The organism is Streptomyces sp. NBC_00258, from assembly GCF_036182465.1.
Classification (GTDB): Bacteria; Actinomycetota; Actinomycetes; order Streptomycetales; family Streptomycetaceae; genus Streptomyces.
The window spans coordinates 9,598,274-9,611,985 of sequence record NZ_CP108081.1 but is presented as its reverse complement, the minus strand read 5'-3'; the positions used below and the strand labels follow the sequence as shown (position 1 = coordinate 9,611,985).

15 protein-coding genes are annotated in these 13,712 nt (G+C 70.3%); all 15 read right to left on the bottom strand.

The genetic code is table 11. From position 1 onward, the window contains the following. Nucleotides 1-106 precede the first annotated feature (106 nt). The 15 genes from OG718_RS42810 to pgsA all read right to left on the bottom strand — a co-directional run bounded on the left by OG718_RS42810 (nucleotide 107) and on the right by pgsA (nucleotide 13,596). The gene (locus OG718_RS42810) at nucleotides 107-646 is read right to left on the bottom strand and encodes an adenine phosphoribosyltransferase (protein ID WP_143635415.1); all 540 of its coding nucleotides are present in this window, start codon (nucleotides 644-646) and stop codon (nucleotides 107-109) included. Continuing rightward, the gene (gene secF, locus OG718_RS42805) at nucleotides 643-1,773 is read right to left on the bottom strand and encodes a protein translocase subunit SecF (RefSeq protein WP_143635416.1); all 1,131 of its coding nucleotides are present in this window, start codon (nucleotides 1,771-1,773) and stop codon (nucleotides 643-645) included. The genes OG718_RS42810 and secF overlap by 4 nt, the downstream gene beginning before the upstream one ends. 1 nt (nucleotide 1,774) lies before the next feature. Then, nucleotides 1,775-3,544 (bottom strand): protein translocase subunit SecD, encoded by a 1,770-nt coding sequence (gene secD / locus OG718_RS42800; RefSeq protein WP_143635418.1) that lies wholly within the window; start codon nucleotides 3,542-3,544, stop codon nucleotides 1,775-1,777. A 141-nt stretch (nucleotides 3,545-3,685) separates the two neighbouring features. Next, a complete protein-coding gene (yajC, locus tag OG718_RS42795; RefSeq protein WP_143635420.1) occupies nucleotides 3,686-4,192 on the bottom strand; it encodes a preprotein translocase subunit YajC in 507 nt (168 codons plus the stop codon). A gap of 163 nt (nucleotides 4,193-4,355) precedes the next feature. Next, entirely contained in the window at nucleotides 4,356-5,426 is a 1,071-nt protein-coding gene (gene ruvB, locus OG718_RS42790; protein ID WP_143635422.1) for a Holliday junction branch migration DNA helicase RuvB, read from the bottom strand. A 136-nt stretch (nucleotides 5,427-5,562) separates the two neighbouring features. Next, nucleotides 5,563-6,171 carry a Holliday junction branch migration protein RuvA gene (ruvA, locus tag OG718_RS42785; RefSeq protein ID WP_143635423.1) on the bottom strand — a complete coding sequence of 203 codons (609 nt, stop codon included), beginning with the start codon at nucleotides 6,169-6,171 and terminating at the stop codon, nucleotides 5,563-5,565. Further along, nucleotides 6,168-6,773 (bottom strand): crossover junction endodeoxyribonuclease RuvC, encoded by a 606-nt coding sequence (ruvC, locus tag OG718_RS42780; protein WP_143635425.1) that lies wholly within the window; start codon nucleotides 6,771-6,773, stop codon nucleotides 6,168-6,170. The genes ruvA and ruvC overlap by 4 nt, the downstream gene beginning before the upstream one ends. A gap of 162 nt (nucleotides 6,774-6,935) precedes the next feature. Then, nucleotides 6,936-7,688 carry a YebC/PmpR family DNA-binding transcriptional regulator gene (locus OG718_RS42775; protein WP_055614442.1) on the bottom strand — a complete coding sequence of 251 codons (753 nt, stop codon included), beginning with the start codon at nucleotides 7,686-7,688 and terminating at the stop codon, nucleotides 6,936-6,938. Between the two features lie 51 nt (nucleotides 7,689-7,739). After that, nucleotides 7,740-8,345, bottom strand: coding sequence for a pyridoxal 5'-phosphate synthase glutaminase subunit PdxT (gene pdxT, locus OG718_RS42770; RefSeq protein WP_143635428.1), 606 nt, complete (start codon nucleotides 8,343-8,345; stop codon nucleotides 7,740-7,742). A gap of 6 nt (nucleotides 8,346-8,351) precedes the next feature. Then, nucleotides 8,352-9,200 (bottom strand): pyridoxal 5'-phosphate synthase lyase subunit PdxS, encoded by an 849-nt coding sequence (gene pdxS, locus OG718_RS42765; protein WP_246575212.1) that lies wholly within the window; start codon nucleotides 9,198-9,200, stop codon nucleotides 8,352-8,354. Between the two features lie 305 nt (nucleotides 9,201-9,505). Beyond that, complete coding sequence (locus tag OG718_RS42760; RefSeq protein WP_055614445.1) at nucleotides 9,506-10,051, bottom strand: hypothetical protein; 546 nt, start codon at nucleotides 10,049-10,051, stop codon at nucleotides 9,506-9,508. A gap of 328 nt (nucleotides 10,052-10,379) precedes the next feature. After that, nucleotides 10,380-10,718: a hypothetical protein gene (locus OG718_RS42755; protein WP_328846692.1), complete on the bottom strand. Its 339-nt coding sequence runs from the start codon at nucleotides 10,716-10,718 to the stop codon at nucleotides 10,380-10,382. A gap of 21 nt (nucleotides 10,719-10,739) precedes the next feature. Continuing rightward, complete coding sequence (locus OG718_RS42750; protein WP_328846691.1) at nucleotides 10,740-11,909, bottom strand: glycosyltransferase family 4 protein; 1,170 nt, start codon at nucleotides 11,907-11,909, stop codon at nucleotides 10,740-10,742. Continuing rightward, the gene (locus OG718_RS42745) at nucleotides 11,906-12,832 is read right to left on the bottom strand and encodes a phosphatidylinositol mannoside acyltransferase (RefSeq protein WP_143635435.1); all 927 of its coding nucleotides are present in this window, start codon (nucleotides 12,830-12,832) and stop codon (nucleotides 11,906-11,908) included. The genes OG718_RS42750 and OG718_RS42745 overlap by 4 nt, the downstream gene beginning before the upstream one ends. Continuing rightward, nucleotides 12,829-13,596, bottom strand: coding sequence for a phosphatidylinositol phosphate synthase (gene pgsA / locus OG718_RS42740; protein WP_143636029.1), 768 nt, complete (start codon nucleotides 13,594-13,596; stop codon nucleotides 12,829-12,831). Before pgsA ends, OG718_RS42745 begins: the two co-directional genes overlap by 4 nt. Between the last annotated feature and the right edge of the window lie 116 nt (nucleotides 13,597-13,712).

Below are 13,712 nucleotides of genomic sequence, written 5' to 3'. Positions count from 1 at the left end.
CCTCTACGGGAGAAACGCGAGAGGCGGGCACCGGATTCCTCCGGGCCCGCCTCCGCGGTGTCCTACAGGTGCCTCAGGCGTGTCGTACGGGCGCCTCAGGGGTTGCTCAGACCTTGAGCAGCGCCTCCAGCGGGGCTCCGTCCAGGGCCGGCTCCAGCCGGGCGCGACCGCCCAGGAAACCGAGCTCCATGAGGACGGCGACGCCGGCGACCCGGGCGCCGGCCCGGCGGATCAGCTGGAGCGAGGCCTCGGCTGTGCCACCGGTGGCGAGGACGTCGTCGACGACCATGACGCGGTCGTCGGCACTCAGGTCCTCGGCGTGCACCTCGATCTCGGCCGAGCCGTACTCCAGGTCGTACGTCTGGCCGAGGGTCGCTCCGGGGAGCTTGCCCGCCTTGCGCACGGGGATGAAGCCGAGTCCGGCGCGGACCGCGACGGGCGCGCCCAGGATGAAGCCGCGGGCCTCCAGGCCGACGATCTTCGTGGCACCGCTGCGGACACTGATCTCGGCCAGCGCGTCGGTGAGCGCCGTGAACGCCGCCGGGTCGGCCAGGAGCGGGGTGATGTCCTTGAACGTCACTCCCGGCTCCGGATGGTCCGGGACGTCACGGATGCGGCTGAGCAGCAGCTCTTCGATACCGGTCATCGGCGCTTCCCCGACGGCCGGCCACGCCTGCCACGGGACGACGGCTGGGCACGCTGGGCTCGCGGTCCGACGACCGCGGGCGTCGCGTCGGCGTCCTCGGGCTCCTCGTCGTCGTACCGCTCGTCGACGACCGGGGTCTCCAGGGACTCGCCCTTCGCGGCAGCCGCGGCCCGCTTGGCGAGCACACGCTTCTTGAGGGCCTTCATCTGCGGCTCGCGCTCCTTGAGGTCGGCGACGAGCGGCGTGGCGATGAAGATCGAGGAGTACGCACCGGCCGCGAGGCCGACGAACAGCGACAGCGAGATGTCGTTGAGCATGCCAGCGCCGAGCACACCGCCACCGATGAACAGCAGGCCGCCGACCGGGAGCAGCGCGACCACCGTGGTGTTGATGGAACGCACCAGGGTGCCGTTGATCGAGCGGTCCGCGATCTCGCTGTAGGTCCAGCGCGTCTGTTTGGTGATGTCCTTCGTCTGCTCCTTGAGACTGTCGAAGACCACGACGGTGTCGTAGAGCGAATAACCGAGGATCGTGAGCAGACCGATCACCGTTCCGGGGGTGACCTCGAAGCCGACCAGGGCGTAGACGCCGACCGTGATGGTGATGTCGTGGATGAGCGCCACGAGCGCGGCCACGGCCATGCGCCACTCGAAGGCGATCGCCAGATAGATCACGACCAGGACCAGGAAGATCGCCAGACCCTGCCAGGCCTTGTTCGCGACCTGATCACCCCAACTGGGGCCGACCAGGTCGGCGTTGATCTTCTCGGCGTCGACCTTCAGGTCCTTGGAGAGCTCCTGCTTGATCTGGTCGGACTTGCCGGTGTCGATGCCGGCGATCTGGATGCGCAGTCCGCCGTTGCCGAGCTTCTGGACGATCGCGTCGTGGCCGGAGGCCTCTTCCGCGTACGTCTCGGCCTGGCTCACCGAGATGCTGGTCTTCTCGGTGGTGAAGACGGCGCCGCCCTGGAACTCGATGCCCATGTTCAGGCCGCGCACCGCCAGGCCGACGATGGCCGTGATGGTGATCAGGATGGAGATGCCGTACCAGAGCTTGCGCTTGCCGACGAAGTCGTAGCCGATCTCGCCGCGGTGGAGCCGGGCGCCGAGGGTGCCGAGTTTCGACATCTCAGGCCTCCTTCGTGTCGACGGGAGCGGACACGCGACGGGTACGGCGCAGCGGCGGCTGGACGCCCAGTCGCTTCGGGTCGAGGCCGGACCAGCTGTGGCCCTCCGCGAAGAACTTCTTGCGGGCGAGGATCGTCATCAGCGGCTTGGTGAAGAAGAAGACGACGACCACGTCGAGCAGGGTGGTCAGACCCAGCGTGAACGCGAAGCCCTGGACCTTGCCGACCGTGACGACGAAGAGCACGGCCGCGGCGAGGAACGACACGAAGTCGGAGACCAGGATGGTGCGCCGGGCGCGCGGCCAGCCGCGCTCGACCGCGGGACGCAGCGTGCGGCCTTCGCGGATCTCGTCACGGATGCGTTCGAAGAACACGATGAACGAGTCCGCTGTGATGCCGATGGCCACGATGGCGCCGCAGACCGCCGGCAGGTTCAGGGCGAAGCCGATGGTCGGGCCGAGCAGCGACATGATCACGTAGGTCATGACCGCGGAGACCAGCAGCGACGCGATGGCGATGAGCGACAGACCCCGGTAGTAGGCCACCAGGTAGATGATGACCAGCGCCAGACCGATGGCGCCGGCGATCAGACCGGCCTCCAGCTGCTCGCCGCCGAGCGCGGCGGTGACGGTGGTGACGCTCGCCTCCGTGAAGGTGAGCGGCAGCGCGCCGTACGACAGCATGTTGGCCAGGTCCTCGGCCTCCTGCTGCTTGAAGCTGCCGGAGATCTCCGCGCTGCCGCCGGTCAGCGCCTGGCTGACGTACGGGTCGGAGACGACCTCACCGTCGAGGACGATGGCGAACTGGTTCTGCGGGGACTGGTTCTGCGCCAGCTTGCCCGTGATGCTCGCGAACTTCTTGGCTCCCTTGGACGTGAAGTCCATGGTGACCTTCCAGCCCGCGGCACCCTGGGTGTCGAACAGGGCCGAGGCCTTGTCGACGTCGGTGCCCTCGACCTCGGCCGGGCCCAGGATGTACTTCTGCCACTGGCCCTGGGAGTTCTGACCGCAGGCCACGGTCGGGTCGGTGGCCTTGACGCCGTCACCGGCCTTGGCGCGGACCGTCTTCTTGGAGCAGTCGAGCGCGGTGTACTCCGCCTGGAGCTTGGCGGTCGCCGGGTCGGTGCTCGCGGACGGCGAGGCGGACGGGCTGGACGCGGCGGAACCGCTCCCCGACGGGGTGGGGTCGGCCTTCAGCGCGTCGGTGAGCGCACGGCCCTGCGTGCTGGAGGTGGCCGAGGGGGGCGCGGAGGGCGACGAGGACGAGGTGGCCTTGTCGGTGGCCTTGTCCTTGTCGCTTTCCTTGTCCGAACCCGTGGAGGCGCTGCTGGAGGCGCTCGGCGAGGGGCTGGCCGCCGGGTCCCCACCGGAGACCTCGGTGGTCAGGACGGGACGGAAGTAGAGCTTGGCGGTGGTGCCGACCTGTTCCCGGGCCTGCTCGGAGTTGGTGCCCTTGGGGATGTTGACGATGATGTTGCTCTCGCCCTGGGTCTGCACCTCCGCCTCGGTGACGCCCAGACCGTTGACACGGCGGTTCATGATGTCGACCGCGGTGTTCATGTTGGTCGGGTTGATCGCGTTCTTCTGGCCCGGCTCGTTCTTCGCCTGGAGCGTGATGCTCGTACCGCCGGCGAGGTCGATGCCGAGGCGCGGCGTCGAGTGTCCGGAGGCGAACATGCCGCCGGTGAGCGCCACGATGGCGATCAGGATCAGGGCCAAGGTGCGCCCCGGCCTGCCCTGGGTGCCCTGTCGGCCCTTCTTAGGTGCTGCCACCTTCTCGTTCTCCCTCTTCGTCCGCCCGGTGACCGAAGTACCTGCGCGGACGGGCATGAATGGTGTCGAGATTCCGTGCGAAGCCACACGTCCCGGGGACCGCGGCGCGCGAGCGGCGCACTCCGCGGTCCCCGGACATGACTACTTCGCGTCGGACTCGCCGTCGGACTTCTTCAGGTCAGCCTCGTCGGCCTTCTTCGGCTCCGCGTCGGCGGACTCGGCGGACTCGTCGGCGGGCGTGTCCGCCGCGTCCTTCTTGCCGAGGTCGATGGGCTTGTCGTCGGAAGCGTCGGCGGGCTCGTCGGTCTCGGTGAGGGAGGAGGCGTCGTCCGGGACGACCGCTTCGTCATCCTTCAGGTCGTGCTCGATGCCGTGAACGAGGCGGTTGTACTCGTCGTCGCTGAGGACCGCGCCGATCGCGTTCTTCGCGAAGAGCAGGTCGACGCCCGGGCCTGCGTCAAGGAGGACCGTGTCCTCGTTGACCTCCTTCACCGTTGCGTACATGCCACCGATCGTGCGGACGCCGGAGCCGGGCTGCATGTCGTTGCGCATCTGCGCAGCCGCATTCTGCTTCTTCTTGGCCGACCGGGTCATCAGGAACATGGCCCCGATGAGCACGATGAACGGGAGGAGGGTCACGAGACTCACGGGACGGAACTTCCTTCATTCGACCGCGATGGTGAGCGGCCTGATGGATGGGGTATGTGCGCCGCCGACAAAGGCGGCATCGGCGGAGTCTAAGCGAGTCCGCCGTCAAGGAACAACGCTCAGCATGGCACCGGGGTTCCTGACCCCGCGAGCCCCCTCGCCGTCACGCCCCGAACAGGTCCTGTTGTCCGTTTCCACCGGTTGACGGCCGGGGCGGGGTGAGGCCGAAATGGGCCCACGCCGCCGGTGTCGCCACCCGTCCGCGGGGTGTACGGGCCAGGAGTCCCTCACGGACGAGGAAGGGCTCGGCGACCTCCTCCACGGTCTCGCGCTCCTCCCCCACGGCGACGGCGAGCGTGGACAGACCGACCGGGCCGCCGCCGAAGAGCTTGATCAGGGCTTCGAGGACACCGCGGTCCAGGCGGTCGAGGCCTCGGCTGTCCACTTCGTACACGGCGAGGGCGGCGCCGGCGATCTCTTGCGTGACGTAGCCGTCGGCCTTGACCTGGGCGTAGTCGCGGACGCGGCGCAGGAGCCGGTTGGCGATACGGGGTGTGCCGCGTGAGCGGCCCGCGATCTCGGCGGCGCCCGCGGTGTCGATCTCGACATCCAGCAGGTTCGCCGAGCGGTGGATGACGCGCTCCAGCTCGGCGGGCTCGTAGAACTCCATGTGGGCGGTGAAGCCGAAGCGGTCCCGCAGCGGGGGCGGCAGCAGGCCCGCGCGCGTGGTGGCGCCGACGAGTGTGAAGGGCGGCAGTTCGAGCGGGATGGCGGTGGCGCCCGGCCCCTTGCCGACGATGACGTCGACGCGGAAGTCCTCCATCGCCATGTAGAGCATCTCCTCGGCGGGCCGCGACATGCGGTGGATCTCGTCGAGGAAGAGGACCTCGCCCTCCTGGAGGGAGGAGAGGATCGCGGCGAGGTCGCCCGCGTGCTGGATGGCGGGGCCGCTGGTGATGCGGATGGGGGCTTCCATCTCGGCGGCGATGATCATCGAGAGGGTGGTCTTGCCGAGGCCGGGGGCTCCGGAGAGGAGGACGTGGTCGGCGGTGGCGCCACGCGCGCGTGCGGCTCGCAGGACGAGGTCGAGCTGCTCGCGGACCTTCTCCTGGCCGATGAACTCGTCGAGGTCCTTGGGGCGCAGGGCGGCCTCGACGGCCTGCTCCTCATGGTCGGCGGACGCACCGACGAGCCGCTCGGCGGTGTCGTCGTCGGCCGTGTCGTCCCAGTTCATGTGCTGTGCCTCGCGAGGTAGTGGGTCCGGGTCGTACGGGCATGGGGCAGGCGGTGCCGCGCCCCACAGGGGCGCGGGCAACTGCGCGACCAGCCACAACGGACCCGCAGTTTCACTCCCGCACCTCCTGCGCAGCTCAACGCGCTCTGTTGAGCGTCTGCAGGGCGGCCTTCAACAGCTGGCCGATCTGCGGCGTCCCGGCCGCCTCGGCCTGCGGCGCCACCGCGGAGACCGCCTCGTCGGCCTCGCGGGTCGCGTACCCGAGGCCGATCAGCGCGGCGTGCAGCTGCTCGCGCCAGCCGGCCGTGACGGGTGTGCCGATGGCCCGGCCGCCGGGTCCGACGGGTTCGCCGAGGCGGTCCTTGTACTCCAGGAGGAGCTTCTGGGCACCCTTCTTGCCGATGCCGGGCACCGCGACGAGGGCCTTCTCGTCGCCGGTGGACACCGCGCGGCGCAGGGCGTCGGGGCTGTGCACCGCGAGCATGGCCTGGGCCAGGCGCGGCCCGACACCGCTCGCGGTCTGCAGCAGCTCGAAGGTCTGCCGCTCGTCGTCGTCCGCGAAGCCGTACAGCGTCAGCGAGTCCTCCCGTACGACGAGGGAGGTGGCGAGCTTGGCCGGCCGGCCCATGCGGAGTCCGGAGAGCGTGTTCGGCGTGCACTGGACCGCGATGCCGATGCCGCCCACCTCGACCACCGCGGAGTCGGGCGCGAGGGCGGCGACGGGGCCGCTGACGAAGGCGATCATGCGGTACGGCCTTTCGGTGCGTGGTTCTGTACGTGGTTCGGCGCGTTCTGCGATGCGGCTTTCGACGCGTGCAGGGCGGCGGCCTGCTGGAGCCGGTTCTGCGCGACGGCCTGCTGCAGGCGGTTCTGGGCGGGCGCACGCCAGATGTGACAGATCGCGAGGGCGAGGGCGTCGGCCGCGTCGGCGGGCTTCGGGGGTGCGTCCAGCCGGAGCAGCCGGGTGACCATGGCACCGACCTGGGCCTTGTCGGCGCGGCCGTTTCCGGTGACCGCGGCCTTGACCTCGCTGGGCGTGTGCAGGGCCACGGGAATCCCGCGCCGGGCTGCGCACAGCATGGCGACCGCGCTGGCCTGGGCCGTGCCCATCACCGTACGGACGTTGTGCTGGCTGAACACCCGCTCCACCGCGACGAATTCGGGCCGGTACTCGTCGAGCCACTGTTCGATGCCCTGCTCGATGGCGACGAGGCGCTGCCCCAACTCCGCGTCGGCGGGCGTCCGTACGACACCGACGCCGTGCATGGTCAGGGGCCGGCCCGCGACACCTTCGACCACACCGACACCGCACCGGGTCAGTCCGGGGTCAACGCCCAGTACCCGCACCCGCCCCCTCCTTCGATCTCCCCCAGCCACCGCTGGGAGGTGCCCCCAGTTCGTGCAGGCTATCGGGTGCCACCGACATCGACCGCCATCGACGCCCGGCAAAGCGACGGGCCGACGGGTGTGTCCCGTCGGCCCGTTGAGCAGGTGCGGCTCGCGGCGGCGCTACGCGTCCACCTTCTCCATGACCTCGTCGCTCACGTCGAAGTTGGCGAAGACGTTCTGCACGTCGTCGCTGTCCTCAAGGGCGTCGATGAGCTTGAAGATCTTCCTGGCGCCCTCCTCGTCCAGCTCGACCTGCATGGTCGGGACGAAGTTGGCGTCGGCGGAGTCGTAGTCGATCCCGGCGTCCTGGAGGGCGGTGCGCACCGCGACCAGGTCGGTGGCCTCGGAGATGACCTCGAAGGACTCGCCCAGGTCGTTGACCTCCTCGGCGCCCGCGTCGAGCACGGCACCCAGGACGTCGTCCTCGCCGAGCTCGCCCTTGGGGACGATGACGACACCCTTGCGGTTGAAGAGGTACGAGACGGAGCCCGGGTCGGCCATGTTGCCGCCGTTGCGGGTCATGGCGACGCGTACGTCCGAGGCGGCGCGGTTGCGGTTGTCGGTGAGGCACTCGATGAGCACCGCGACACCGTTCGGGCCGTAGCCCTCGTACATGATCGTCTCGTAGTCGGCGCCACCGGCCTCGAGACCGGCGCCGCGCTTGACCGCGGAGTCGATGTTCTTGTTCGGGACCGAACTCTTCTTGGCCTTCTGGATGGCGTCGAAGAGCGTCGGGTTACCGGCCGGGTCGGCACCGCCGGTACGGGCCGCGACCTCGATATTCTTGATCATCTTCGCGAAGAGCTTGCCGCGCTTGGCGTCGATCACGGCCTTCTTGTGCTTCGTCGTAGCCCATTTAGAGTGGCCGGACATCTGCCTGTCTCCTTCGCGTAACCCAACTCTTTACGAACCCCAGGAATCCTACTAGGACCCCGGAGCCAGGTTCGCGCGCACCATCTCGACGAACAGGCCGTGCACGCGGTGGTCGCCGGTCAGTTCCGGGTGGAACGACGTGGCGAGCGCGTTGCCCTGACGTACGGCGACGATGTGGCCGTCGTGCTCGGCCAGCACCTCTGCCTCCGCACCCACGGACTCGACCCAGGGGGCACGGATGAAGACGCCCTCCACAGCATCGCCCTCCACGCCCTTCACGTCGACCGTCGCTTCGAAGGATTCGTTCTGCCGTCCGAAGGCGTTGCGGCGCACGATCATGTCGATGCCGCCGATGGTCTCCTGGCCCGAGCGCGGGTCGAGGATCTTGTCGGCGAGCATGATCATGCCCGCGCAGGTGCCGTAGACGGGCATTCCGGCCCGCACGCGCGCGCGGAGAGGTTCCATCAGGCCGAAGAGGACGGCCAGTTTGGAGATGGTGGTGGATTCACCGCCGGGGATGACGAGTCCGTCGACCTCGGCGAGTTCCTCGGGGCGCCGCACCGCCCTGCCCACGGCGTCCGCCGAGGCCAGGGCGACCAGGTGCTCCCGTACGTCGCCCTGGAGAGCCAGGACGCCTACGACAGGTACGTCGGTCATGGGTGGTTACCAGCCGCGGTTCGCGTAGCGCTCGGCCTCGGGGAGGGTGTCGCAGTTGATGCCGACCATGGCCTCGCCGAGGTTGCGGGACGCCTCCGCGATGATCTTCGGGTCGTCGTAGAAGGTGGTGGCCTTCACGATCGCGGCGGCACGCTTGGCCGGGTCGCCGGACTTGAAGATGCCGGAGCCGACGAAGACGCCCTCGGCACCGAGCTGGCGCATCAGCGCGGCGTCGGCGGGAGTGGCCACACCACCGGCGGAGAACAGGACGACCGGGAGCTTGCCGAGCTCGGCGACCTCCTTGACGATCTCGTACGGGGCGCGCAGTTCCTTGGCGGCGGCGTACAGCTCGTTGTTGTCGTAGCCGCGCAGCCGGGCGATCTCGTTCTTGATCTGGCGCAGGTGACGGACGGCCTCGACGACGTTGCCGGTGCCGGCCTCGCCCTTGGAGCGGATCATGGCGGCGCCCTCGGCTATACGGCGCAGGGCCTCGCCCAGGTTGGTGGCGCCACAGACGAAGGGGGTCGTGAAGGCCCACTTGTCGGAGTGGTTGACCTCGTCGGCGGGGGTGAGGACCTCGGACTCGTCGATGTAGTCGACGCCGAGGGACTGCAGGACCTGGGCCTCCACGAAGTGGCCGATGCGCGACTTGGCCATCACCGGGATCGAGACGGCCTCGATGATGCCCTCGATCATGTCGGGGTCGGACATGCGCGCCACGCCGCCGTCCTTGCGGATGTCGGCGGGCACCCGCTCCAGGGCCATGACGGCCACGGCGCCCGCGTCCTCGGCGATCTTCGCCTGCTCCGGCGTGACGACGTCCATGATCACGCCGCCCTTGAGCTGCTCGGCCATGCCGCGCTTCACGCGCGCGGTGCCGGTGGCAGGGGTGTCGGTGGGCTGGGCGGGAGTGGAGAGCGTGCTGGACAAGGGTTGACCTCACTCGGTGGAAGAGGGCTTCTGCAGATACCGAGGAAACGCTTGAGGACCAGGCCACTGCAAGGGCCAATGGGGAGGCGGTGGCTCATTTTCCGGGCCTACGGGCGTGTTTCCCGTGGTCAGGCCGGGTGGGCGGGGCTGTGACCAGGGACGTCGTGTGCCGTGCCGACGGCGTCGGATCCTGTGCCGGGAGCCTTTCCCGGGGTCCACGCGCGCGTGGACTACGTTCCCGGGCGGTCCGCGAGGGCGACCGGAGCCTCGTCGTCCATCTCGAAGGCCAGTGGGAAGGGCGCGTGGCCTGCCAGCCGGAACCAGCGCACCTTGCGGTGGCGGCGCAGGGCACGGGCCGCCCGTACGGCGTCGTTGTGGAAGCGCCGGGCCATCGGAACCCGGCGGACCGCCTGGGCGAGTTCGCGCGCCGCGTCCTCGCCACCGGGGACCGCCTGCACCGCCTCGACCTGCTGGACCTCGCCGAAGACGGCCCGCAGTGCCTGGCTGAGGTCGCTCTCGGCGACCTCCCTGTTGTCCTCCTCGGCCTGGCGGGCCGCGTGCGCCGCTTCGTAGAGCACCATCGAGGCGGCCGGGTCGAGCACTCCGGAGGTGGCCAGTTCCTGTGCCACCGACGCCCTCCGGAGCAACTGCGCGTCGAGCGCGGCCCGCGCCGCGTCGATCCGCGAGTGCAGTCGGTCGAGACGGCCCGCGGTCCAGCTCAGGTAGAGGCCGATCGCCACGAGGGCGACCACGATCCAGATCAGTGTGGAGGTCACGGGCGCACAGGCTACCGGTGCGTTCCGGGCCGCCCGCCCCGGCGTCGACCCACACGACGATCAGCGACCGAGCCGCACGAAGGCGCCGCGGGCCGCCGCTGCGTCGCGGCCTGCTGCCACCACGGTGACCCGCCGTCAGTTCCGGAGGCTGCCGCAGCGGTCCCGCATCGGCCCGGACGCGGTCGCGGCACTCCGGATTCGGCCGGGTGGCCGCCGCACCCGGCCGCCACCCCGTCTCACTGGAACCCAGGGACACCGAAGGCCGGCCCGGCCAGGTCCCTCCGTCGCCCCGGCGGCGCCACCGCACCCGCGTGCGCCACCGCGGGCGTCAGTCGCTCAGCCGTCCTGATGCCCCGGCCGCCGGGCCGGCCTCGTGTGCGGCGCCCACCACCGTGAACCGCATGGAGCAGATGTCCTCCGGTACGGCCTCGACTCGGTGTCCGAGCCGCTGCTCGATGATCCGCGCCACCGCGAAGAGCCGGATGCGCTCCTCCGGCGTGTGCGCCGGGAAGACGGCCCACCCCTGGCGGGCCAGCTGCGCGCCGATCTCGGTGGCGAAGACCGAACGGCTGCGGAGCTCCTCCTCGGCCGTCAGAGGCGTCCTGGCGTCCGCCTGGGGCACCTCCCGGACGTCACGTACGTCCCCCGCACCATGTGCGTCCCACACCACGCGCGTTCCCTCCCGCTCTCAGTCCCGCACCAGGCCGAGCCGGGCCAGCAGCCCGCCCGGTTCGTCGGGCTCGTCGGCGGCGACCGCCGCGGCGCCGTCGGTGACCGTCTCGTAGACGGACAGGATGTCCGCGCCGACCGTCGACCAGTCGAAGCGCCGCACATGCGCGCTCCCCCGTTCGCGCAGTTCCGCGCGGCGCGCCGGGTCGCCGAGCAGCCGTACCGCCGAGGCGGCCAGCGCGTCGGCGTCCTCGTTGGCGAACAGCTCGCCCGCCGCGCCCTGGTCGAGGACCTGTGCGAACGCGTCGAGGTCGGAGGCGAGCACCGGCGCGCCCGCCGACATGGCCTCGACCAGGATGATGCCGAAGCTCTCGCCGCCGGTGTTGGGCGCGACGTACAGGTCGACGCTGCGCAGGAACCGGGCCTTGTCCTCGTCGCTCACCATGCCGAGGAACTCGACGCGCGACCGCAGCTCCGCGGGGAGCTTCTCGACGGCCTCCTCCTCGTCGCCGCGCCCGGCGACCAGGAGCCGGGTCCCCGGCCGCTCGGCGAGGATCTTCGGCAGCGCCTTCATGAGGACCGGCAGACCCTTGCGGGGCTCGTCGATACGCCCTATGAAGCCGATCGTGTCCCCCTGCCACTCGGGCTTGGGCTCCGCCTTCGCGAAGAAGTCCACGTCGACGCCGTTCGGGATGACGACGGCGTCACCGCCCAGGTGCTCGACGAGGGTGCGCCGCGCGTACTCGCTCACCGCGATGCGTGCCCTGATCTTCTCCAGTGCGGGCTGCAGGATCGGGTACGCGGCGATCATCGCCCGGGACCGCGGGTTCGACGTGTGGAAGGTGGCCACGATCGGCCCCCGCGCGGCCCAGCAGGCCAGCAGGCCCAGCGACGGCGAGGCCGGCTCGTGGATGTGGATCACGTCGAACGTGCCGTCGTGCAGCCAGCGCCGCACTCTCGCGGCCGACAGGAACCCGAAGTTGAGGCGCGCGACAGAGCCGTTGTACGGCACCGGGACGGCACGGCCCGCCGAGACGACGTACGGCGGAAGGGGGGTGTCGTCGTCGGCCGGGGCGAGGACGGACACGTCGTGCCCGAGGTCGATGAGGTGGTCCGCCAGGTCGCGGATGTGGAACTGGACTCCCCCGGGCACGTCCCAGGAGTACGGGCAGACGATGCCGATTTTCACGGCTGTTCCCCCTCGGCCGGCCCGGAGCGGGGCTCCAGGTCGGCGAGCCACAAGCGCTGCAGCATGTGCCAGTCCTCCGGATGGTCGGCGATACCCGTGGCGAAGGCGTCGGCCAGCGCCTGTGTCATGGCAGACGTCTTCTCGGCCCGGGTACCTGACTCGGGGACGTCGACGGGCGGATGGACCCGGCCCTGCATCACGGGCGAGTCGTCGTACCAGAGCGTCACCGGCAGCAGCAGTGCGCCGGTCTGCTGGGCGAGCAGGGCCGGACCGGCGGGCATCCGGGTCGTGTCCCCGAAGAACTCGACCTCGACTCCGGAGGCCGACAGATCGCGCTCGGCGACCAGGCACACCAGCCCGCCCTCCCGCAGCCGCCGGGCCAGCGTGCCGAACGCGGTGCCGCCGCTGTGCGGCAGGACCTCCATGCCGAGGCTCTCGCGGTAGGCGACGAACCGGTCGTACAGCTTCGCCGGCTCCAGCCGCTCGGCGACCGTCGTGAACGGAGTCTCCAGCTTGGTGGTGACCCAGGCGCCGGCCAGGTCCCAGTTGGCCAGGTGCGGCAGCGCGATGATGACGCCCTTGCCGGAGGCGAGCCCTTCGGTCAGGTAGTGGATGTCCTTCGCGACGAAGCCGCCCCTGATGCGCTCCCTGCTCCAGGCGGGCAGCCGGAAGGACTCCATCCAGTAGCGCAGATACGAGCGCATGCCGGCCCTGGAGAGTTCGGTGAGCCGCTCCGGGGTCGCGTCGGGCAGCACGCGCGCGTAGTTGGATTCGAGGCGTCGTACGCCCTTGCCGCGCCGCTTCCAGGCGATGTCGGCGATGGTCCGGCCCAGGCGTACGGCGACGGGCTCGGGGAGCTTCTTGACGGCTCCCCAGCCCGCTGCGTACGCCGCGTACGTCAGCTGGCCCTTCAGACCGCTCACGGAGTGGCCTCGCTGCTCTGCGAGGCGTTGTCCGGCGAGGCGGGGGCGGAGGGGTCGGGGGAGGCGTCGGCCGCGGCGTCGGCCTCGGCGGACTCCCGGCGAACCGTGACGACGCGCTGGATCAGCGTGACGACACTGCCGACGGCGACGATCCACAGCGCGATGGGCAGCAGGATCTCGACACCGGGCACGCCGAAGGTCTTGTGGAAGCCCGCGAGACCTGCCGCGACCAGTGAGATCACCAGGCGTTCGGCGCGCTCGACGAGGCCGTTGACGGCGACGGGCAGTCCGATCGACTCGCCGCGGGCCTTGGTGTACGACACCACCTGACCGCTGGCCAGGCAGAAGATCGAGACGGCGCACAGGACGTTGTCGTCGCCGCCACCCGCGTACCAGAGTGCGAATCCGCCGAAGATCGCGCTGTCGGCGACCCGGTCGAGCGTCGAGTCGAGGAAGGCGCCCCAGCGGCTGGAACGGCCCAGCTGGCGTGCCATGTTGCCGTCGACCATGTCCGAGAACACGAACAGTGTGATGACGATCGTGCCCCAGAACAGCTCTCCCCGGGGGAAGAAGACCAGCGCGCCCGCCATCACTCCGGCCGTGCCCAGGATGGTGACCGTGTCGGGGCTTACCCCCCGGCGGATGAGAAACGCGGCGAACGGTGTGAGGACACGCGTGAAGAATGCACGCGCGTACTTGTTCAGCATGGCCTTCCCGAGGGTCGGTGTGGCCGCGCGGCCCCTGCTGGCCACCGGCTGGCCCATCGTAGCCACGCGTGCGCTTGTGCGACGGTCGGGCACCCGCGCCCCGGGTCACGTCCTGATGACATCCGTGGGACGGCGCGATCGCGTCCGTTGTATGGACGCACCGTGACACGAGT